10 protein-coding genes are annotated in these 22,761 nt (G+C 56.4%); 4 read left to right on the plus strand and 6 right to left on the minus strand.

Translation table 11 applies throughout. From position 1 onward, the window contains the following. The first annotated feature begins 21 nt into the window (after nucleotides 1–21). Nucleotides 22–2,406, plus strand: coding sequence for an ABC transporter permease (locus tag VHE34_RS08320; protein ID WP_325586633.1), 2,385 nt, complete (start codon nucleotides 22–24; stop codon nucleotides 2,404–2,406). On the opposite strand, the gene VHE34_RS08325 is transcribed toward VHE34_RS08320, so the two are convergent. From VHE34_RS08325 to VHE34_RS08335, 3 genes are all read right to left on the minus strand, one after another. After that, complete coding sequence (locus VHE34_RS08325; protein WP_325586635.1) at nucleotides 2,395–4,377, minus strand: gliding motility-associated C-terminal domain-containing protein; 1,983 nt, start codon at nucleotides 4,375–4,377, stop codon at nucleotides 2,395–2,397. The genes VHE34_RS08320 and VHE34_RS08325 overlap by 12 nt on opposite strands. Before the next feature lie 83 nt (nucleotides 4,378–4,460). Continuing rightward, a complete protein-coding gene (locus VHE34_RS08330; protein WP_325586637.1) occupies nucleotides 4,461–10,454 on the minus strand; it encodes a T9SS type A sorting domain-containing protein in 5,994 nt (1,997 codons plus the stop codon). Between the two features lie 142 nt (nucleotides 10,455–10,596). Further along, nucleotides 10,597–14,022, minus strand: coding sequence for an amidohydrolase family protein (locus VHE34_RS08335; RefSeq protein ID WP_325586639.1), 3,426 nt, complete (start codon nucleotides 14,020–14,022; stop codon nucleotides 10,597–10,599). Nucleotides 14,023–14,129: 107 nt separating this feature from the next. Here VHE34_RS08335 and VHE34_RS08340 point away from each other — a divergent pair, with 107 nt between their 5' ends. Beyond that, nucleotides 14,130–16,802 carry a M14 metallopeptidase family protein gene (locus VHE34_RS08340; protein ID WP_325586641.1) on the plus strand — a complete coding sequence of 891 codons (2,673 nt, stop codon included), beginning with the start codon at nucleotides 14,130–14,132 and terminating at the stop codon, nucleotides 16,800–16,802. Here VHE34_RS08340 and VHE34_RS08345 read toward each other — a convergent pair. Continuing rightward, on the minus strand, nucleotides 16,769–18,151 hold the full coding sequence (locus VHE34_RS08345) for a glycosyl hydrolase family 18 protein (protein ID WP_325586643.1): 1,383 nt from the start codon (nucleotides 18,149–18,151) through the stop codon (nucleotides 16,769–16,771). The two genes, VHE34_RS08340 and VHE34_RS08345, sit on opposite strands and share 34 nt — an antisense overlap. Nucleotides 18,152–18,271: 120 nt before the next feature. Between VHE34_RS08345 and VHE34_RS08350 the strand changes: the two genes are divergently transcribed. After that, entirely contained in the window at nucleotides 18,272–18,949 is a 678-nt protein-coding gene (locus tag VHE34_RS08350; protein WP_325586645.1) for a hemerythrin domain-containing protein, read from the plus strand. Here the strand turns inward: VHE34_RS08350 and VHE34_RS08355 are convergent. Next, a complete protein-coding gene (locus VHE34_RS08355; protein ID WP_325586647.1) occupies nucleotides 18,946–19,320 on the minus strand; it encodes a VOC family protein in 375 nt (124 codons plus the stop codon). The two genes, VHE34_RS08350 and VHE34_RS08355, sit on opposite strands and share 4 nt — an antisense overlap. Before the next feature lie 62 nt (nucleotides 19,321–19,382). On the opposite strand from VHE34_RS08355, the gene VHE34_RS08360 reads away from it, so the two are divergent. After that, a complete protein-coding gene (locus VHE34_RS08360; protein WP_325586649.1) occupies nucleotides 19,383–20,234 on the plus strand; it encodes an AraC family transcriptional regulator in 852 nt (283 codons plus the stop codon). Between the two features lie 36 nt (nucleotides 20,235–20,270). Here VHE34_RS08360 and VHE34_RS08365 read toward each other — a convergent pair whose 3' ends face one another. Further along, entirely contained in the window at nucleotides 20,271–22,643 is a 2,373-nt protein-coding gene (locus VHE34_RS08365; RefSeq protein ID WP_325586651.1) for an ABC transporter permease, read from the minus strand. Nucleotides 22,644–22,761 lie beyond the last annotated feature (118 nt).

Here is a 22,761-nt window from a genome sequence, read left to right on the forward strand (position 1 = left end):
TCCCGCATCCCAAAAAAACAAATGGATAAAAATCACCTCCAATTCGCCTGGCGGACCCTCACCCGCCACCCGGCCACCACCGCCATCAATATCCTCGGCCTCGCCCTGGGCCTCTGCGCCTGCATCGCGATATACACGATAACCCACTACGAGTTCAGCTTCGACGACTTCCACCCGGATCGACAGCGCATTTACCGCGTCGGTGGCAAGGTCTCCCAAAACTTTGGTACGCAAAAGTTCGCTTCGGAATTCTTCGTCGAACACATTCCCCCACCCGCCCCCGGCCACATCCGTGCCGATATCCCCGGTATCGAGACTGTCGCTCCTGCCTATCGCTACAATGACACGGCCATCCTCACCACCAACGACTATTTCGACATCCTTCAATATGACTGGCTCGCCGGAAACAAAAAGACGGCCCTCACCACCCCGGGCTCCATCGTCCTCACCGAATCCCAGGCACTCAAACTGTTTGGCCGCCAAACTCCTGACGCCGTAATAGGCAAACCACTGACCCTCGACGACTCCCTTCATCTCCAGGTCACCGGTATCCTAAAAGACTGGACAGGCAACACCGATTTTCCGCAAACCGAATTCATCTCGTTCTCAACCATCGCCCATACCTTCCTGCACAACCGGTTCCATCCCGATAATTGGGCGCCCGGCCCAAACAACCCCTGGCCCGTTACCCTGGTAAAAATAAAACCCCACAGCGATCCGGTAAAAATCCAAAAACAGATTGCCGGCATCAGGGGCCGCTATGACAAAGCCGCCACGGGCGGTCTGAGCAACATCATCCGGCTCGACCTCATCCTCCAACCACTGGCCGATATCCATTTCAACGAAGCCTATTCCCACGACGGATTGCGAAAAGCGCACCGCCCCGCCCTCTATGGTCTGATAGGGATCGCCGCATTCATCCTGCTGCTGGCCATCGTGAATTTTATCAACCTCTCCACCGCCCATTCCCTCCGTCGCACAAAAGAGATCGGCGTTCGCAAGGTCCTCGGCGGCAGCAAAAACCAATTGACCCTCCGCTTCCTCACGGAAACGGCCCTCATCACCACCCTCGCCGCCCTCCTGGGCATGGCCTTGGTTCAACCCGTCTTGCACCTCTTCCGGTCCTACCTCTTCGAAGGCATCCGGTTTCACCCCCTATCGACCCAAACCCTGCTCTTCACCATTACCGTCATCACTACCACCACCCTGCTGGCCGGCTTCTATCCAGCCCGGGTCCTCGCCTCATACAACCCGGCCACGACCCTTAAGAACAACCCAAAAGACCGGCATGGCTCCATCCGGAAAGGCCTCATCGTCTTCCAGTTCGTCATCTCCGGCATCTTTATCATCGGTTCCATCACCGCAAGCCGCCAGATCCACTACATGCTCGACGCCGACATGGGCTTCGCTACCGACGCAGTCGTCACCGTCAACGCCTTCAGCGCAACCCCAGGCGAGCTACACCAGTTTGCTCAAAAAGCCGCACAGCTCCCGGACGTAACCGGGTGGACCCTTCAAAGCTACGCCCCCGCCGGATCCGCCACCGTCGAACGGCCGGTCCGCCTCGACGGCCAGGAAAGGACAAATATGTTCGTCCGCCTGCAGGGCGCCGATGAAAACTTCCTCCCTTTCTATCACCTGAAACTCCTCGCCGGTCACAACCTCTCCCCCAGCGACAGCCTCAACGGATTCCTCATCAACGCCACCTATTGCCGGGGACTTGGCTTCAAAAACCCAGCCGACGCCATCGGCCACTCCCTCAACATCGTCGATCAACCCAGCTGGCCCATTGTCGGCGTGATCGCCGATTACCACGAGAATTCCCTCCACGACGCCATCGTTCCCCTCCTCATCGGCCATTGGTCCACCTTCGAGAACACCATCGCCCTCCACCTCGCGAACATCCTCCAAACCCTGCCCCGCCTGGGATCCACCTGGGAAAGCATCGTCAAAAACCAACCCTTCAGCTATACCTTCCTCGATGAGTCCATCGCAAAACTCTATCAACAGGACCAACGACTGGGCTGGCTCGTACAAGCCGCCACAGCCATCGCCATCTTTATATCTTGTATCGGATTGATCGGCCTCGCAGCCTTCACCGCCGAACAAAGAAAAAAAGAGATCGCCATCCGAAAAGTGCTCGGCGCCGGGATATCCAATATAATACTGCTGCTGACAAAAGAATTCGTTCTCCTGCTGACCATCGCCTTCGGCATCGCCATACCCATCGCCGCCTATGGCCTCCACCGCTGGCTCGAGAACTACGCCTATCGAACGACCCTCTCGGTATCGATTTTCGCGCTTGCTGCCATCACCCTCCTGGGCATCACCGGCCTGACCGTCGCCGCCCGCGTCATAAAGGCCGCCCGCCAAAACCCCGTTGAAAACCTTAGATCACCTGATTAGTATGACCGTGCCCTTTCGATCCTCAGTCTTATGTGTAACAGGGTTCACAAACACCAGCTCCCATACATAAGTGCCCGGAGGCTGATCCGTCCCACCGAACCTTCCATCCCACCCCTTCCCCACATCCGTCGTATAAAACACCCGTTCCCCGTGCCGGTTAAAAACCGCCAGCGACCGGATCGTCACCGGCGCCGCCGCCGGCACCCGAAACACATCATTCCTCCCATCCCCATTCGGCGTAAAAGCCTCCGGCATCTGCAACGGATAATACACCTCCACCCGCTCCGAGGCCTCAGCATGACATCCATCATCCGTCACCACATACAACCGGTAGGTCGTCGTAACCGACGGGCTCGCCACCGGTTCAGCCGCCGACGGAGCATCGATCCCCGTCACAGGGGTCCAGAAAAAATCCCGGATATTCCCCGTGACCGTCGGCCGCAACCGCACCGTAGACCCGGACACTATGACCACCACCGAATCCAATTCGACCGCCGGCAAAGGATACACCGTCATCCTGATCGCTGCATCGGCACTCGTCGGCTGACTGCAGACAAGACTCCCGGTCATGATACAGTTCACCATGTCCCCATCGTTCAAACCACTCGTACTATAAGCATCGCCACTGCCCACATTCAACCAATTCACCTGCCACTGAATGGCAGGGGCGGACCCGCTATTCACCGGCTTGGCGACAAACCGCACAAGACTGTCCTTACAGATCGCCGTCGCCGAAGCATCGATCCCGACGCTTTGCACCGGCACAGGCACCGGTGGCAACGTTAACGTATTCGAAACCACAACCGGACCCAGCACACAAACCGCGTCACTGGTCATCGTACAATTGACGACCAGCCCCCCGGGCGGCGAAACAACGGTTAACCCCGCCGAATCCTGCCCCGCCGGCGCACCGTTCACCCTCCACTGATACGCCGGCATCTTCCCTCCATCGACCGGCGTAGCCGTAAAATGGGTCGGCACCCCGATGCAGGCTTCCAAACTGGGGCCGGCTATCGAAACCGCCGGCGCCGGCTTCATTACCACATTCACTACAATCGGCTTGGAGGCGATCTCGCAGCTGCTGATGCCGAGATTACCTCGCTGAGCGACCAACAACCGGTATTCATATTGACCCGCCGCCGTCGGACCCCGGGTTAGGCTGGCGGTGCTCGCTCCGGCAATATCCTGCCAACTGACCCCACTGTCGGCGCTCGTCTGCCACTGCACTTCCTGCGAAGGATAACAGCTCTCCACAGCGGCATTGAAAGACATATTCGTCTGTGCATAGTCACACACCTGCAGGGTGTCGCCGGTATATCCCTGGACACTTAGCCCCACCGACGATCCCGCGGTCCGAAACGTGATATCATCGATGGCGATATCATTGCCGATCCCGCCCGGCGCATTATTGACCATCTTGAGTACCACCGAGTTCACCCCCGGCGGTGTGGTAAAATAAAAGGCATACTGCTGCCAGTTATCCCGGATACCCCCGGGAATATCTCCCGTTGTACCGGAATTCAGGACTGTACCGTCGGCACTCGAAATAGTAAAGGTAATATTGGGCTTTATCTGGTCGGTGCGGATCCCGACATTCATCACCCACGCGGCAAACTGGTAGCTCGTACTACCGCAAAGCCCGCTGATGGTCTGAAAATAAAAAGTACTGGGTTGATAGGAAGCATTGATCAGCATAAAATAACCCTGCGGGTCACCGGTATGATCCTGCGGAATATCCCACCAGGTCCGGCCGAAACAGCCGTCCGAATGACTCGTGATCGTGTAATACCCATCTTCGGGACAGTCCGCCGCCTGATAATTCAAATCCGACACCCACGGCAACGGCTTGCCGAAACCCGGCCCGGCGCCAAACGTGATATTCACGATCGCGTCACCCAACCCGCCGGTACAGGTCTGCGCAGCCGCCATCCGGGCCGCCATTAGCAGGCACAATAGCACAATTGTTCTCATCGCAATCAGAGGCTACCGCAAAACATCGCAAGGCTACGCCGTCACGAAACATCGCAAGCCGAAGCCATCGCAAAAAGCAGCACCTACCGCAAAATAACGATATTTCGCACAACCGGCGCCCCACCCGTATACTGCAATCTCAGCACGTACACCCCATTGTTCAACCGCGTATCCAACCGCACCATCCCGCCCTGCACCGCCGCATTGGTCTCCAGCACAGGCTTACCACCCAGATCATAAAGGGTGACGGCCACCGTAGACAAGCTGCCCTCCAGCCCGCTGATCCACAACGTCCCACGTGAAGGGTTGGGATACACCGAGATAGCCGCAGCCACATCGAAATGCACGGTTACAACTTGCGAATAATTGACCTTCCCGTCACGATCGGTTTGCGCAAGCCGGTAATAAGTAACCCCGGTATACGGCGAAGGATCCACCGCGGAATAGTCCAGCGGAACACTGCTGTTCCCTCCATCGGCCTGCGACGCCACCCAGGTCAGTGGCGCAAAAGCCGCCCCATCCCGGCTCTTCTCGACCGTAAACCCGCTGCAATTGGCCTCCATCGAGGTCGACCAGCTCAAATCCACCTTGCCGCCATCCGGCTGGGCCTTGAAGTACAGGAGCTTTGTCGGCAAGAGATAGAAGTGATTGATGCCCAATGCAAAGGTCGAAAAGGAATTGAAGGAGCTCGGGGCAGAGGTGGATGTGACGCTACCCGTCAGGTTAGTGCCGCCGCTATAGCTCGGCCCACCCGTTCCGCCGATATCGATCCACGCGGTTGTAGCCGTATAAGTGTTTTTTACCACCGATATCCCCGTTCCATCCACAATATTGTCGTTGGCCCCAAAGAACACCTGCACCGTCTGGTTGCCGTTGAGGTTTTGATTGGGCTGGCTCGTACCGGCTGCATTGGTCCGGCTGATAGTATAATAGTGAGAGGTCGGAAGCGAGGTGATTGTCGGCGGCAGGGTATATCCCAGGGTCGCAGGAGCAATATTGTACACCTGCACCGTGTAGTTGTACAGCGTGCCGTTGGAATGGTTCACCGTCAGTACAACAGGCCGGCAATCGGGCGACGATCCGACAGGGAAATTGAGGGTCGTTACCCCCGATGTGGATTTCTGGAAACACATCGGCCCGTTGACATAGCTTGTCGACAATGCCGTCCCCGCCGCCGTATTCGCCCCGTTCAACAAGGTCAGCAAACCCGCCGTACTGGTATTCAACAGACCCGAGGTCAACGTCATCACGCTCGACACATTCACCGGGTTGTTCAGCGTGACGCCACTCCCCGTATTGGCAATCACAAATCTCGTAAACACCGGCGCAGGAGTCCCGGGATCGGTGCCGATACTCTGCGCACCGCTACCGGTAAAGCTGGCCACCCCATTCACGGCGCTGCCGAAGGTTATGGTGGAAGCCGAGCTCACACTGAGATTGCCGGCATAAGTACAGGGAGCATTGTAATTCGGATAGATCAACCCGGAACTGCTCTTGACCAGCCGCACACTGTTGTTGTATGCATCACCCGCCGTGTTCGCCAGCAATAGATAACCACTCCCATTGTTGGTCAGCGTCAAGGCGCCATTAAAGATATTCCCCCCGGCACTGTTGTCATTGCTGTTCCCCGTCTTGGTGCAGTTCACGGATCCATTGAACGTGCTGCTGACAAAATACAACCCGGGACTGCTCGACACGATATTCCCGCCGAACGTGGACAAAGGTCCATATTGAATATAAGAGCCGGTGCTCGCCACCGTAAGGTTGATCGGTGCACTCCCCGCCTGGATGATCTGTCGCAATTGCAGATAACCCGCGTTAAGCCCCACACCACCCGCCAGGATCGTCTTGCCCGCTGCCAGCAATGCCGTCGCCGTATTGTTCCCCCCACAGAACTGAATGCCGGTCGCACTACCCGATGTATTGACATAGACATTCCCGTTAAATTGATTCCCCGTGGTCGACCAACCGGGTAACAATCGCTCGGACCCGTTGTCGGTAAACGTCACATCGTTGTTCCAAATGTCCGGGAGACTGGCGCCCAGCAGCAGGTATCCCGATCCCGAATTGGTCACACTGCTCACCCCGTTGAACACATTTCCGCCCTGGCTCTGGTCTCCCGTCGCACCCGTCTTGCTAAAATTGCTTATCCCATTGAAGGTCGCACCGTTCAGATACAAAGCAGGGCTCGAACCGGTGACGTCCCCATCAAAAGAAGACGACGGGCCGATTGTCAGATTGCCGTTCCCCGTCAACACCAGGTTCTGAGCCGTCGCACCAGTCTGCGTAAAATGCCGCAACAAAAGAGTGCCCCCGCTGAAGCCCGCGGAACCCACTGCGATCGTCCTGCCGCCGGCCAGGGTCGCCGTAGCCGTCGAATTACCGGCGCAGAACTGAACTCCCTGGCCGCCGGAGCTGTTGACGACGATGTTCCCCGTAAAGCTGGTCCCGGCGGAATAGTGGCTCACATAGATGCCGGTATTGCCCGTAGGCAGATTGACAAAGGTCGTCGTTCCGCCAAATACATTGTTCACGCTGTTGTATGCCACATAGATATTCGCTCCGCCGGTATTGATAAAAGTCGCATCGGCATTGAACTGATCCAGGTTCCCATTGCCCATGAAGAAATTACCGGCGCCATTGTTGGTAAGGGTGGTTACGCCATTAAAGACGTTGTTGCCAACCGACGCATCACTCGATGCCCCCGTCTTTATACAATTCACCGTGCCGCCAAACGTGCTGCCGTTGAAATATAAACCCGGGCTCGAACTGGTAACATTTCCTGCAAAGCTGGAAGCCGGTCCATACTGAAGATAAGTGGCCGTCGAAGCCAATGTCAGGTTGATGGCGGCCGTGCCCAGGGAAGTAAACTGCCGCAGGATAAGATACCCGGCATTCAGTCCCGCCGCCCCGGCCTGGATCGTCTTACCCGCCGCCAGCGTCGCCGTGGCAGTTCCATTGCCACCGCAGAACTGGATGCCCTGCGCACTCCCACCGGTACTGACAAAGATATTCCCGTTGAATTGGTTACCGGCGCTCCCCCAACAAGGCAACAGCCGTTCCGATCCATTATCAGCAAAGATCACATCATTGTTCCAGGTATCCGGACTGGTATTTCCCAACAGGAAGTAGCCACTTCCCGAATTCGTCAGGAGAGTGAGGCCGTTGAACACATTCCCACCCTGGCTGTAATCACCGTTGGCGCCGGTCTTGGTCGCATTGAACTGCCCATTGAACGTAGCGCCGTTCAGATAGATATCGGGGGTGCTCACCGTGACATCTCCGCCAAACACCGACGCCCTTGCAAACGTCATCGAAGTGTTTGTACCCGTGAACAGCAGGTTAATCGGCGCATTCCCCAGTTGAGTAAAGGTATTGAACTGCAGATAACCCGAGCTGAAGCCCGCCGCCCCGACACTGATGGTCTTACCCGCCGCCAACGTCGGGGTTCCCGTTCCCGAGACCCACCCAAGGTAAATGCCCCCGGTGCCGGTCGATGTCAGGATAATATCGTCATTGAACAGATCGTTCGAATTATATCCCAGCATAAAATAACCACCACTGCTCTGCTGGTTGATCGTACAGGTCCCGTTGAAGATGTTTTGGTATTGATTGTTGTGGTTGCTGCCACCGCCCGTCTTGGTGAATACAACCGGACTGGCGTAGGTCGCACCCTGCGCCCAGATATTGGGGGCCGTCACCGTGACCGCACCGCCAAAATTACTGGAGGGACCCAGGTACACCGAACTGGTGCCCGTCGCCGTCAGCGTAATCGGCGCACTCCCCGCCTGGCTGAACTGCTTCAGGTAGAGATACCCTGCCGTAAGCCCGCCGCTCCCCGCCTGGATGGTCATGCCCGCCGCCAGCGAAGCCGTTGCCGTAGTGTTACCACCGCAGAACTGGATACCCGTCGCACTGCCCGCTGTATTCACATAGATATTGCCGTTGAATTGATTTCCCGTACTGTAGTAGCAAGGCAGCAGCCGCTCGGTTCCATTGTCGGTAAAGGTCACATCGTTGTTCCAGGTGTCGGGGTTGGTGCCGCCCAATAAGAAATAGCCCGCACCGGAATTGGTCAGGTTACATACCCCGTTGAACACATTCCCACCCTGGCCCCAGTCCCCTCCCGCACCAGTCTTGGTAGCCGTCAACGCCCCATTGAACGTACAACCGCTCAGCAGGATATCGGGTGAGGTCACCGTCACATCCCCGCCAATCACGGACCCCCTGGCAAACGTGATCGACGTATTCGTTCCCGTAAACGCAAAGTTCATCGGCGCGTTCCCCAGCTGGGTAAAAGTGTTGAGCTGCAGATACCCCGAGCTGAAACCAGCCGCACCGACACTGATGGTCCTGCCCGCTGCCATGGTCGGCGTACCCGTGCCCGAAGTATATCCAAGCAGAATCCCGCCGGTACCGGTCGAACTCACGATAATATTGTCATTAAAAAGATCATTCGAATTGTACCCCAGCATAAAATAACCGCCACTGCTCTGTTGGTTTATCGTACAGCTCGCATTGAAAACATTTGGGTATTGATTGTTGTGATTGTTCCCGCCACCCGTCTTCGTAAACACCACGGGACTGTTATAGGTCGCACCCTGCGCCCAGATATTGGGCGCCGTCACAGTGACCGCAGCATCAAAGCTGCTCGAAGGACCGAGATAGATACTGCTGCTGCCACTACCCGTCAGCGTTACCGGCGTAGCGCCCACCTGCGTGAACTGCTTCAGGTAAAGATAGCCCGCCGTGATGCCCCCGCTACCGGCCTGGATGGTCTTGCCCGTCGCCAACACAGCCGTTGCCGTCGTGTTACCGCCGCAGAACTGCACACCCGTGGCGCTACCCGATGTATTGATGTAGATGTTCCCGTTGAATTGGTTACCGGTACTTCCCCATCCGGGTAGCAGTCGCTCGGACCCGTTATCGGTAAAAGTCACATCACTGTTCCAGATGTCGGGGTTGGTGCTTCCCATCAAAAGGTAGTTACTGCCGGAATTGGTAATGCTACACACCCCGTTATACACATTCCCGCCCTGTCCCCAGTCGCCGCTGGATCCGGTCTTGGTCAGATCCGTCGAACCATTGAACGTGCATCCGTTAAGCAACAGCCCCGGACTCGAACTCACGATATTCCCGTCAAAGGAAGAAGAAGGCCCGAAATACAGGGAAGCAGTACCCGTCAGCAGGAAATTCTGCGCGGTAGCCCCTGCCTGGGTAAACTGCCGCAGCACGAGGGAACCCGCGGAAAAACCACCCGCACCCACGGTCAGGGTCATCCCCGCCGCAAGGGCCGCCGTCGCCGTCGAATTACCGGTACAAAATTGCACACCCAGCCCGGCATTGCTGTTCACCGTGATATTCCCCCCAAAACTGGTACCCGCCGAATAGGAGCTTACAAAAATTCCGCCATTGACGGACGAATAGCTGTTGAAGGTCACCGGTCCCGCAAATACATTATTGCTGCTGTTATAGGCGACATAAAGATTGGCCGACCCCGAATCGGTGAATTGGGCACTGGCATTGAAGTGGTCCGCGCTGCCATTACCCATCAAGAGATAACCGGCGCCCGTATTGGTCATCACCACCGGCCCATTGAACACATTCCCACCGGCGCTGGCGTCATTGCTGGTCCCGGTCTTGGTCAGCACCAGCGAATCCTGGAACGTAGCGTTCCGCACATTTACCGTCGAAGAATTGATATATACTTTGCAATTCAGCGTCGTCGCACCGCTCCCAAAGTTCGTATTGCCAACATCCTTCATCCACAGCCGGCCGTTTTGCACGGTACCGCCGCCAAAGCTCGCAGTGGCGCCACTGACCGTAAGCTGAAGGCCGCCAAGATCGAGCACGCCGCTCGTCACCGTAAGATTGTTGATGCTGGTTGCCGCAGGCAGTACGCAGATATTGCCGCCCGTTACGATCGTAACATTATCCGCCGGTCCAGGCACGCCGCTCGGCAGCCAGTTACCGGCTACATCCCAGGCGCTGGATATCGTCCCTTTCCAGGTATAGGAGGTTTGGGATTGGGCATGCACGACAATGCCCAGGCAGAAGGCAAGTACAATTCCTTTCATCGGATTTGAATTTTAACTTCTACCTGGGCATCTATTATTATTCCAATTTCTATCTATTTGACAATAAGTGTTTTATTATAGTTCTTAAGAATACTTTATTCCCAAAAAGAGAATTTTAGACCAATTCTGGCCACAATTCCAATTATTCCACTACGCCCGTGGTATTACTGGGTTTCGCAAACAGCCAGTCACTCCTGTCCAGCGGCCGCTGCACAGGATAGATCTCACCGCCGTTATTCCCGTCGTACAACCGGCCATTCTTCATCACATACTTCACGGTATTGGTGTTGCGCAGATTTTCCAGCGGATTCTTGTCGAGGATCACCAGGTCGGCCAGCTTACCGGCCTTCAGACTACCCAGGTCCTGGTCAAGCCCAAGCCCCGTCGCGCCAAGGATGGTAGCGGCACGCAACACATCCATTGGCTTCATCCCGCCGGAACCCATGGCCCACATCTCCCAGTGATACCCGATTCCGTTGAACTCCCCATGACTGCCGATCCCCGCCAGGGCGCCGGCCTCGACCATCGCCTTCATCGACTTGGCATGCTTGGGAAACACCTGCTCCTCCGGCATGAACCAACCCGCCTTGTCCCGCCGCGTCTTGGCCGCCATTTCCTGGTAAGGCATGAAGTACTGCACCTTGGCGTCGTGATACGGGTTCTCGGTCTCCCACCAGTAATTCTCCGCAAACGGCCCTCCATAGGCTACGATCAGCGTCGGGGTGACGCACATCTGCGAAACGGCGATCGACTTCACAAGATCGGTATACAAGGGATAGATCGGTATGGCATGCTCATGACCCGGATACCCGTCCAACAGGTTGGTGATGTTCAGCTTCGTGTTCAGCCCGCCTTCCGTCGTCGGCATCAGCTTTTGATTCCGCGCCGCCATGATGATCCACTCCCTTTGCTGCCGGTTACCCGTCAGGTACATCTTTATGTAGTGGGTGTTGTAGTACTTGCTGTACTGGCGCAGAATGTCCTCGGCCTGCGCGGAATCCTTCACGTTATAATCCCAGAAACCCACACCCGGCCCCGTGCTATAGATCCTCGGCCCCTCGACCATCCCCGCATCCACCTCGTCGCCATAGGTCAGCACATCCGTCGTCGCCGTCTGCGGATCACGGGTCGTAGTGACGCCATAGGCGAGGTTCATCGCATACTTCCAAACCTGGCTCTTATGGATCCCCCACTGCGGCCACATATGCGAATGGGTATCCACAAAACCCGGTACGATCGTCTTCCCCGCCACATCGACCACCTTGGCGCCCGCCGGCACCGTCAACGACCCCGACGCACCGACCCCCTTGATCCGGTTATTTTCAACAAGTATATCCCCATTCTCGATCACCTGGTCGCCCTCCATCGTAATGATCCTCGCCCCCTTCAGCAACACCACTCCCTGCGGTATATCACGCTGGTAATACACCTTTACGGCCGTCTCCATCGCCTCATACGCCGGTTCCTTCTTCTTGGCCTTGGCACTATCACTCTTTTTAGTACTATCACTCTTCTTCGCAGTATCAGGCTTGACCTTCGCCAAACTATCCGCCTCGGCCTTCTTCGCCCTCTTCACACTATCATCAAAACTCTGAGCCGCCTCCAAATCATACACAAAATGGGCATTCCCAAGACTCCAGTGCACCCTCTTCCCATCCGCCTCCCAACTGGGAAATTCCCCTCCTAATTTGGTTAACTTCCTCGCCGGAAAGGCCGCATTCGACGCATCGGCTACCGAGATCGTCACCGTCTTCCCCGTCATCGGGATCGTCGCAGTATAGATCTCGTTGTTGATCTGCGCGATCACCCGCTTCCCCTCCGGTGACATCGTGATCACCGCCGCCGGGCTGGCTTGCTGCACTTCCATGGCCTCCGCCTGTTCCGGGCTTAACATACAATTGTCCCCGGACACAGGCAGTCCATGCTTATAAATGCTGATCCCATAGGTAGTGATCCCCGTAATATGCGCCACCGTCCTCTCATCCGTTCCATCCCACTTGATCGATAGGAGGTCGCCATTCCCATCATTCAGATAGATCCGGTCCTCACCCCTCACGAAATGCGGATTAGCCCGCCCACGCGCCATCTCGATCTTCGTGATCTCCCCGCCATTGGCCCCCATCCAACACAACTCCTCTTCCCCATCGTCATAGCCGCTCTCGACGGCATCCTTGTATTTCTGCGCCTGGCTGCGTAAGAACACGATGCGGTCGCCGCTATTGTCAAAGGCAGGACTCTGGTACAGCGCCGGCGCCTTGGTCAGCTGTTGCACCGGCCCGCCCGCCGCAGCCACCCTGTACAGCTGCCCTCCCTGCGGTGTCCAGCTTACGAATACAATCGTCTTCCCATCCCTGCTCCACGCCGGTTGCGCCTCCGTAAAATTGTTCGCCGTCAACCGCTTCGCCGCGCCCTTCGGATAATCCATTACATACAACCGGTCCAGCACCGTAAAGGCCAGCCTCTTTCCATCCGGGCTCGGCACCGCATCCCTGATCTGCGTGGCCAGTCCAAATGCCGAGTCCGAAACCGGATACTTGAATTCGAGTCTCGGCCCAACTTCCAGCCGCAGATCGACACTGAACGGAATCTCCGCCGGCGCACTCCCGTCCAGCGGGATCCGGTGGATCTTCCCGCCATAAGCCGCTACCACCGCCTTGCTGTCCGGGGTAAAGGCCATCCCCGGCAATACCCCCATCGTCGCGATCGACTCCTGGTCATCCCGTTGCACCGGATAGGCCAGCCACTTCTCATCACCCGTAGCCAGGTTCCGCAAGACAAGCCCGGTCTTATCCTCATACCGGCTGCCATACACCAGCCATCGCCCATCCTTCGACAACACCGGTGTGAATCCACTTCCATATCGGCTCGTGATCGTACTGATCTTGCTGTTCTCCCGGTCATACACCCCGACCTGGTACTGCGGCAGGTCCGCATTGTACGACCACGGCCCGATCCGCCGCGAAAAATAGACATACCGGCCATCGGCACTCACCGCCGCATCGATCGTCTTCAGGTTCGCCGGCATAGAGATCAGCTGCGTACCAGCGCCCCCATCCTTATGTACCAGGTAAAGCTGCACATTCATTTTCCCCTTCGAATACACGATATAATCTCCGTCCGGCGTCCAGGCGGCACTGGGGAAGTTCTGATCCCGCTCCTTTGTCACCTGGAACGTATCCTTCTTCTCCAGGTCGATCCACCAGATATTCTCGGCCCCGCTCCGGTCCGAAGAAAAAAGGATCTTCTTCCCATCCGGACTCCACCGGGGATGCGAATCGAAGGCAATACCCTGCGTCACCGCAGTCGCCTTCCCACCCGCAATGGGAACCGTAAAAAGGTCCCCCATCATATCGAAAACGATCGTCTTCCCGTCCGGGCTGACATCCAGCGAGGTCCAGGTCCCCTCGGTGGTGGTGAAGGCGATGGTCCGCTGCGGTTTCAGCGGCAGGTCCTTAAAGCTCGTGTATTTCGTAGTGTCCTTTCCGGTGGAATCGATCGGGGCAGCCCAACCTCCATAACCGGTAGCGACAAAGGCAAAAAAAACAACAGTTTTGGTTAGATGACTCATGGCTTTTAATTTGAGAGGACTGAAAATTACATAAATCACCAAACCCTCATTCGCCCACTCATGTATTTTTTGGGTCAAAACCCCAAATATCAATATTTTCAGCCATCATGAGAATCTACACCTGCCTGCTTAGCCTGTCCTTCCTGCTGGCGACCAACGCTCGCAGCCAGGAGATCAACGCAAAGATCCCTACCCCCAAATCCTTCTTCGGCTTCGATATAGGCGACAACTACCAACTCGCCACTTACACCCAGACAAAAGCCTATTTCGAAAAAATGGCCACGGCCTCCGACCGGGCAAAATTCACCGTCATCGGCAAGACCGAAGAAGGCCGTGACCAATTCATGCTCATCGTCTCCTCGCCGGAGAACATAAAGAACCTCGATCGCTATAAAGCCATCTCCCAACGGCTCGCCCACGCCGAAGGCCTCACCGACGACCAGGCCCGCGCCCTGGCGGCCGAAGGCAAGTCCATCGTCTGGATCGACGGCGGGCTCCACGCCACCGAAGTCGTCGCCACCCACCAGCTCATCGAGACAGCCTACCAACTCCTCAGCCGCACCGATGCCGAAACGGTGAACATCCTCGACAAGGTGATCATACTGATGACGCATGCCAACCCCGACGGCCAGGAACTGGTCTGCGGCTGGTATATGCGCAACCCGCGCCCCGAAAGCCGCTCCCTCGATGGCGTACCCCGTCTCTGGGAGAAATATGCCGGCCATGACAACAACCGCGACTTCTACATGCTCAACCTGAAGGAAACCCAGAACATTGGCCGCCAGCTCTTCGTCGAATGGATCCCGCAGATCATGTACAACCACCACCAGGCAGGCCCTCCCGGCTCGATCCTCGCCGGCCCGCCCTATCGCGATCCGTTTAACTATGTCTTCGACCCCCTCGTAATGACCAGCCTCGATGCCGTCGGCGCCGCCATGGTCAACCGCCTCAACGTCGAAGGAAAACCCGGCTATACCGAACGCGCCGGAAGCGTCTATTCCACCTGGTACAACGGCGGCCTCCGCACAACAACCTATTTCCATAACATCATCGGTCTCCTCACCGAGATCATCGGCGGCCCAAAGCCGCAGGATGTGCCGCTCATCCCCAACCGGCTGATCCCAAGCGGTTCCACCCCCTTTCCCGTTACCCCCCGCAAATGGTATTTCCGCCAGTCCATTGACTATTCCGTCTCCCTCAACTACGCCGTCCTCGACTATGCCATGCGCTACCGCGACGAACTGCTGTACAATATCTACAAGATGGGCCGCAACTCCATCGAACGCGGCCAAAAAGACTACTGGACCCTTTCGCCAAAACGCGCCGACGCCATCAACCAGCTATACGCGGCCTCCAAACCGGCCACCACCACACCCACACGCACCGACACCATCCCAACACGATACTTCGACAGCGTCCTGAAAAACCCCGCCCTACGCGACCCCCGCGGCTACATCGTAACCGCAGACCAACCCGACTTTCCAACCGCGACCCGTTTCATCAACGCTCTCATCAGCACCGGTATAAGAGTAGAAAAAGCCACCGCGCAATTCACCGTCGCCGGCAAGACCTACCCCGCCGGCTCCTACATCGTCAAAACCGACCAGGCCTTCCGCCCCCATGTCCTCGACATGTTCGAACCCCAGGACCATCCAAACGACTTCGCCTATCCCGGTGGCCCACCCATCGCGCCCTATGACGCCGCAGGCTGGACCCTCGCCTACACCATGGGTATAAAATTCGATCGGCTCCTCGAACCCTTCGACGGCCCCTTCGAACACATCCCATACGGCCAGCTGCAAACGACAACGCCACCGGCTGCAAAAGACTCCTGGCTCGACGCCCGTAGCAACGCCGCCTTCACCGCCGTCAACGACCTCCTGAAAGCCGGCAAACCGGTCTATCGCAGCACCGCCAACGGCAACTTCTACGTCGCCGGCCACCAACCCCGCAACACCGTAAAGATCACCCCCGCCCGCATAGCGCTCTGGGATACTTACGGCGGCTCCATGCCCTCCGGCTGGATACGCTATATAATGGAACAATACCATTTCCCCGTCGACATCATCTACCCCGCCGACATCGACGCCGGACACCTGAAAGAGAAATATGACGTCATCGTCTTCGCCGGCGGGGCCATCCCCGCCGTGGCGACAGGCGACGGCAGCGGCCGTGGCTTCGGCGGCCGGTTCGAACAACCAAAACCCGATAGTATCCCCGCCGAATACCGCAGCCACCTGGGCCGCATCACCGCACAAAAATCCATCCCCCGGCTAAAAGAATTCCTGCAGGCCGGCGGCCATATCGTCACCATCGGTAGCAGCGCCAACCTGGCCTTCCAGCTCGATCTCCCAGTACACGATGCGTTGGTGGAAATGGTAAATGGGAAAGAAAGAAGGTTGCCCAACGAAAAATTCTATATCCCCGGCAGCGTCATGCAGATCAACGTCGACACCACGATCCAGCCCAACTGGGGCCTCGCCGCACAGGCCGATGTCTATTTCGAGCAAAGCCCCGTCTTCCACATCAACCCGGAAGCAACGGCAAACGGGTCCATCCGCCCCATCGCCTGGTTCGCCTCCGATAAGACCCTCCGCAGCGGCTGGGCCTGGGGCCAGGCCTACCTCCGCGACGGCGTCGCCGCCTTCGAAGCCACCGTCGGCCAGGGCAAGCTGGAAGTATTTGGGCCCGAAATCACCTTCCGGGCCCAAACACATGGCACATTTAAGTTCCTCTTCAACCAACTCTATTTGTTCACGCCAAATTCTTCCCACCCTTGAGCCATCGCTCGCGTACACGTCATCGACTTCGTCCCATTCTCACTCGAGATATACAAGGCATTGGTCCCCCGTAGCGTCACATTTCCATCCGCCGCCGGGATCCAGTCGAACTCTTCCCAGGTACCATATGCCGCACGATTACACGTAATGGGATTCACCCCATCCTCGGACGATACATACATATTCATACTCTGCAACGCCACCTTCCCATGACCCGCGTCGACCACAAGGAAGTCCTCCCAGGCCTGCGGAGTAGCCCGGTTGCAGTTCATCGCCTTCGTCCCATCCTCCCCACTCACATAAAGGCCATTATTCCCCTTGAAGGTCACCGTCGTCCCCACCGGCGCACCGCTCGGCACCGCCCCTCCTGCATTGATCACCGCACTGATGGCCGATAACAGCGAATTGGCCCCGGTCCCATCCCCCGAAAGCTCCCAGATGCCCACCCCCCCGCCGGCGCTCATTGCAAAGCTCGTCTTGCTTTTCATCGTCAGCAATCCATTATAACCGAAGGTCCCGTACGCATCCAGGCTGGCATTGGCGCCATCCGAAAGAATGGTATTGTATTCCACCTCGGCGGCGTCCGAATTGGGATCCTGCGATGAATCATGCCCATAGAAAGGAACGCCCAAAATGGCCTTCGAAGCCGGACAACCGCGGTCCAGCCAGTATGCCATACACTGCGTACCCAATTCATAGGTCGAATGCAGGAAATTGTTGTCGTCATAAGCCATGATCATGACGATATCCACGACGTTGAAGATCCCACTGACGATCTGCCCGCCGTCATTGTCCCCGATCACCGCCACACTCAACACCCGCCCGCTGTTGTGCAACGCCGTCGACAACGCGGTCATCATCGTGAGGAACTGGTTCGCCTGGGTGCCCGGACTCGGGTATTCCCAGTCGATGTCGATCCCGTCCAGCCCATACTGGTTACAAAGGCTGATCGTGTTGTTCACAAAATTGTTGATGTTGGTGGAGCTGGCCACGATACCGGCAAAACCGCCGCCACCACCCCCGCCGCCGACGGAAAGCAAGGCCTTCACCCCCGCCGCATGAGCGCTGCTGACCATGCTGGAAAGCTTGGAGGTATTGTCGATCGCCTGGTAGCTGCCGTTGGAATTGGGCAGCGCAAACGCATAGTTGATATGGGTCAGCTTGCTGAATTGGATAGAGCTCACACTCCCCGCCCAACTGGGCAGATACCCGATGACCTTAAAAGAGGTCACGCCGCGCGGCGTGGTCGCCCCTGTAGGGGTAGAGGAGGATAGATCTTTGCGGCAGGAAGTCGCAAAAAAGAACAGGACCATAAGCGCGGTCCAGGGTAACGAATTGATTCTTTTCATGGTATAACAGATTTGGTTGGCGCCTAAGATATCCCCCTTCACAGGAAACCATCCCGCAGTCCTTGTTTTTTTCTGATTTTTTATCCTATTTTTGTTGCTGGTTGTAAATGATTGAAGGCTATGCCCGAAAACAGCGATTTCTATCCCCAGGTGATGCAACGGTACCAAACCCAGCCACCACCTGGAGAACAGTCTGATTTCATCCATGCGCTGTTGCGCGTTTTCGAAGAGAAAGTGTTCAACGCCAAGGATTTTGACTCCTTTCCCGTAGAGCTCATCGTGGATTATATCCAACGGACCCATGTATATTACCTGGAAAAAAAGCTGCCGGAAATAGAGCAGAGCATCCTTTTGCTGTCCGGTCACTACGAGGCGCAGCACCCGATCCTCGCCGCCCTCCGCAACTTCTTCCATCGCTATGTAAAGGACCTGTCCGAACACATCCAGGCCGAAGAGACCCTGCTCCTGCCGTATATCAATAATCTCTGCGAAGCCGGCCATTCCCCTGACCGCTTCTCCCGCTTCCTGCTCCATCGCCAGGAATACTCCGTCGGGCGGTTCCTCAATGATCACCACGACACCGAGGACGAACTGAAAGATATCCGCCAGACGATCCGTCTGTACGAACCACCGGCAACCAACGCATCCCTCTACCGCATCCTGCTGCTGCAGCTCCAGGTCTTCGAACACGACCTCAGCGTCCACGCACACATCGAAGAGGAAGTCCTCATTCCAAAGGCCCAAAAAATGGAAAAGCAGCTGGACATCCAGCTCCAGACACTCTCGCCGCTCAACTAAGCGAACTGCGTCAACGACAACAAATTCCCGCCCGGGTCCTTGAACCACGCCACCTGTGTCCCCCCCGGCGCGGTCCAAACCCCATCCGCATCCTGGCCAAATCCCTCGTATACTTCAAAGTCCACTCCCCGCTTCCTCAATTCCTTTACCATCCCGTGAATATCCGGCACCAACCAGCTCAAAATGGAATAAGGCGCCGGATATAGCTCCCGCACAAACGACATCCGCAGTCGGATTCCGTTCGCATCATAAGTGATCGCATAATTATCCTGCTCCAACACCGTCAGCCCCAATTTCCCTTCATAAAAAGCCCGCCCCACCGCCGGCTCGGCCGTGGAGACAAACGCCATCAGATTGTACTTACTAAGCATAGCATTTAGTTTCGCCCAAGGTAATACCCCGGCCCCCGAAAAAGTTGTATATTTTAACTGAAATGAAAGCCACCACCAGCCCTTTCCGGTCCAACTTCTACCTGTGGAATGGCGTCTCAGCCATCTTCTTCTCCAACTGTGTAACCAATGTCCACAGCCATAATACCATGCAAATACTGGTGGACATCCATGACCAATTCAAATGCCGCATCGGCGATAGCCCCTGGCGCACCTGCAAGAACCTGATCATAAAAGAGGACACCCCTCACCAGCTCGATACAAACAACAGCGTCCAGCTCATCATCTATCTCGATGTCGAAACCTCCGCCGCAAAAGCGATAAAAGCCCGATACCCTGGCGACGCCATCCAACCGGACTTCGATCTCTTCGGCATCATCCCGCCCAATCAGTTGCAACAGGTGTTGCTGAAACCCGACGCCCAATCCCTATTGGTCATCGTCAGCAGTATCCTGCAGACCCTCGCCGGTCAGACTACGCCCACACAATCCGATCCTCGCATCCGGATCATCGAAAAAACCATCGACACCGGCCGTCCCGACGATCTGTCCACAACAGCCCTCGCCGCAGAAGTGCATCTCTCCGAAAGCCGCCTCCGCGCCCTCTTCAAAGAACACACCGGTGTCTCACTTCACAAATACATCCTCTGGAGCCGCATCCGGTACGCCATAAACAAAATAATGACCGGCAGCCCGATCAACGATGCCGCCTGGGAAGCCGGATTCACCGACAACAGCCATTTTCACAAAATACTGGTCGGCATGTTCGGCATCTCTCCCTCGCAATTCCTGCGCGACAATAAAACAATGGAAATTTTCACCTGCGGCTTTTCGCCCCTCAACTTCGAGACAAAAGTCTATGACGCCAACGGCCAGGTCGAAAAGATATATAAATAATCCACTCACTCCGCAATGCAAAAGCCCCGAAGGGGCTTATTCGCTACGCAGAGATTTCACCGGATTCGCCCGTGCAGCCCGAATCGCCTGGAAACTCACCGTCGCCAACGCAATCACCATCGCCATTACCCCCGCCACCAAAAACACACCCCACCCGATCGAAACCCGATACGCATAGCCCCCCAACCACCGGCTCATCACATACCAGGCCACTGGCACAGCAATTACCACCGAAATCAACACCAACCGCACAAACTCCATCGACAACAACCGCGCAATCCCCGCCACTGACGCTCCCAGGACCTTCCGCACCCCAATCTCCTTTACCCGGCTCTCGGCCACAAACGCCGACAACCCCAAAAGGCCCAGGCAGGAAATAAAGATGGCCAGCCCCGCAAAAAGCCCCACCATCTGCCCGGTCCGCTGGTTATTATCAAAATTCATCGCATATTCCTGGTCGACAAAAGTAAACTCAAAGGGATAGGTTGGATTGTATTTCTTGAACACAGTCTCCGCCTTTGCCAACCCTTGCCGCGTAGTAATGCCCGGAGCAAACTTGATATGCATCGCCCGGAAATCCGAAGCCGGCCCCTCGATCACCACCGGCGGCGTCTCCTCCCACGGCACCGCATCCACATAATCCTTTACAACCCCTACGACATGCCATTTCTTGCCGCTCGGCGTCCACAACACCTGACCGATCGGCCGCCCAAACCCCATCTTCTTCACCGCCCTCTCATTCAACACCACGGCAAAGCTATCTGTCGGATAACGATAGATATCGATATCCCGCCCTTCGATTATCCTCATCCCGGCCGTCTTCGACAGATCGGCATCCTCAGAAAAGATGGTCATCGCAGTACCCGTATCACTGGCAGCCATTCCCACCCATCGGAATCCCCAGCTATGCCCGCCGCCGTAAGTTATCGGCGTCCACGTCTTCGTCACCGACGCCGCGACACCCGATGCCAATAGCTCCTGACGGATCAACCCATAATGCTTCGGGATATCCCCCGCAAAATTCACATAGATCAGGTTATTTTTATTATATCCAGTGTCCCGGCTCTCGATATACCGCAGCTGAGACCCAACGATCAGCGTACAGATCATCAGGATGATCGCAAAACAGAACTGCAAGACGACAAGAACGCGCCGCGGGGAAAAAACCGACTGACTCTTCCGGAATTGCTTCCGAAAAATACTAACCGGCCGAAACGAGGAAAGATAAAAAGCCGGATAGCTCCCCGCCAGCAGGCTCGTAAAAAGAATAAAACCCACCACGGAGATCCAAAGCCCGATACTCCCAAACGGCATCGCCAGACTCTCTCCCAGCAACGCATTGAAAGCCGGCAACGCCAACTCCACCAATCCGACCGCCAGCACCCCGGCGACACACACGGTCAAAAAGGCCTCGGCGATAAACTGCCCGATCAGCAGTATCCTCGCGGCCCCCACCACCTTCCGGATACCCACCTCCTTTGCCCGCTTCTCACTCCGCGCTGTACTCAGGTTCATGAAATTGATACAGGCGATCAGCAGAATGAACCCGGCAATAAGCCCGAACATCCGCACCGTATCGATCCTTCCTCCGGAAGGAACCCCGTTGTCGAATTCATCATACAAATGCCATTTGGCGATTGGGTAAAGAAAATGGACCCAGATATTGCTTCTGCCCGACTTCACTCGCGACAGATTCCGGATCTTGGCATTGAAGGCCGTAGCATCCGTACCCCGTCTCAATAAAGCATAGGTATAGATGGTATTGCTGAGCCAGCTCTCATTGACGCGGCCAGACTTCTTCATGTAGTCCCACGGTAACCAATATTCACAGTATCGATATTTGGAATTGACAGGCGGATCCTTCAACACGCCCGTAACTGTAAAGTCATCCACACTGTCGACCCGGATGGTCTTGCCCACGACATCGGCAACTCCGAAAAGCTTTTTCGCCAGCGTCTCCGTAATGACAATGGAATAAGCGGAAGTCAGCTGGTCGACCGGTTTACCATATAGCAGGGGAAAGCTAAAAATTCGCAGAAAATTGGAATCCGTGATGATGCCATAACGGGGCACCACGCTTTTCCCATTGGCCCGAAGCAGAAATGCCACGTCTTCCTCACGCGATACCGCTTCCACATCCGGGAACTCCTGTTGCATCACCGGGCCCAAAGGCTGCGCCACTACCGGAATCGCACTGCGCTTCTCTCCGGGATAGTCCGTCATTGCATACACCTGGTAGATCCTGTCCCCCTTCTCGTGAAACCGGTCAAAGCCGACCTCATGGATCAGCCACAATAGGATCAGCCCCGCCCCCGCCATGCCGACCACAAGACCCGATATATTGATAAAGGAAAAACCCTTGCCGCGCAGCAACCCGCGCCAGGCCGTCCGGAAATAGTTTTTAAACATACCCACTCACCCTCAAACCCCCTGCCATTTCTCAACCCTCTCATCCTCAATCGCCATCCCAAACACAACTGTCCGCCTCCGAACACCCGGTTGTTCGCCACCGCTACAATCTTCGTAA

Origin of the sequence: Puia sp. (genome assembly GCF_035546395.1) — a bacterium.
Classification (GTDB): Bacteria; Bacteroidota; Bacteroidia; order Chitinophagales; family Chitinophagaceae; genus Puia.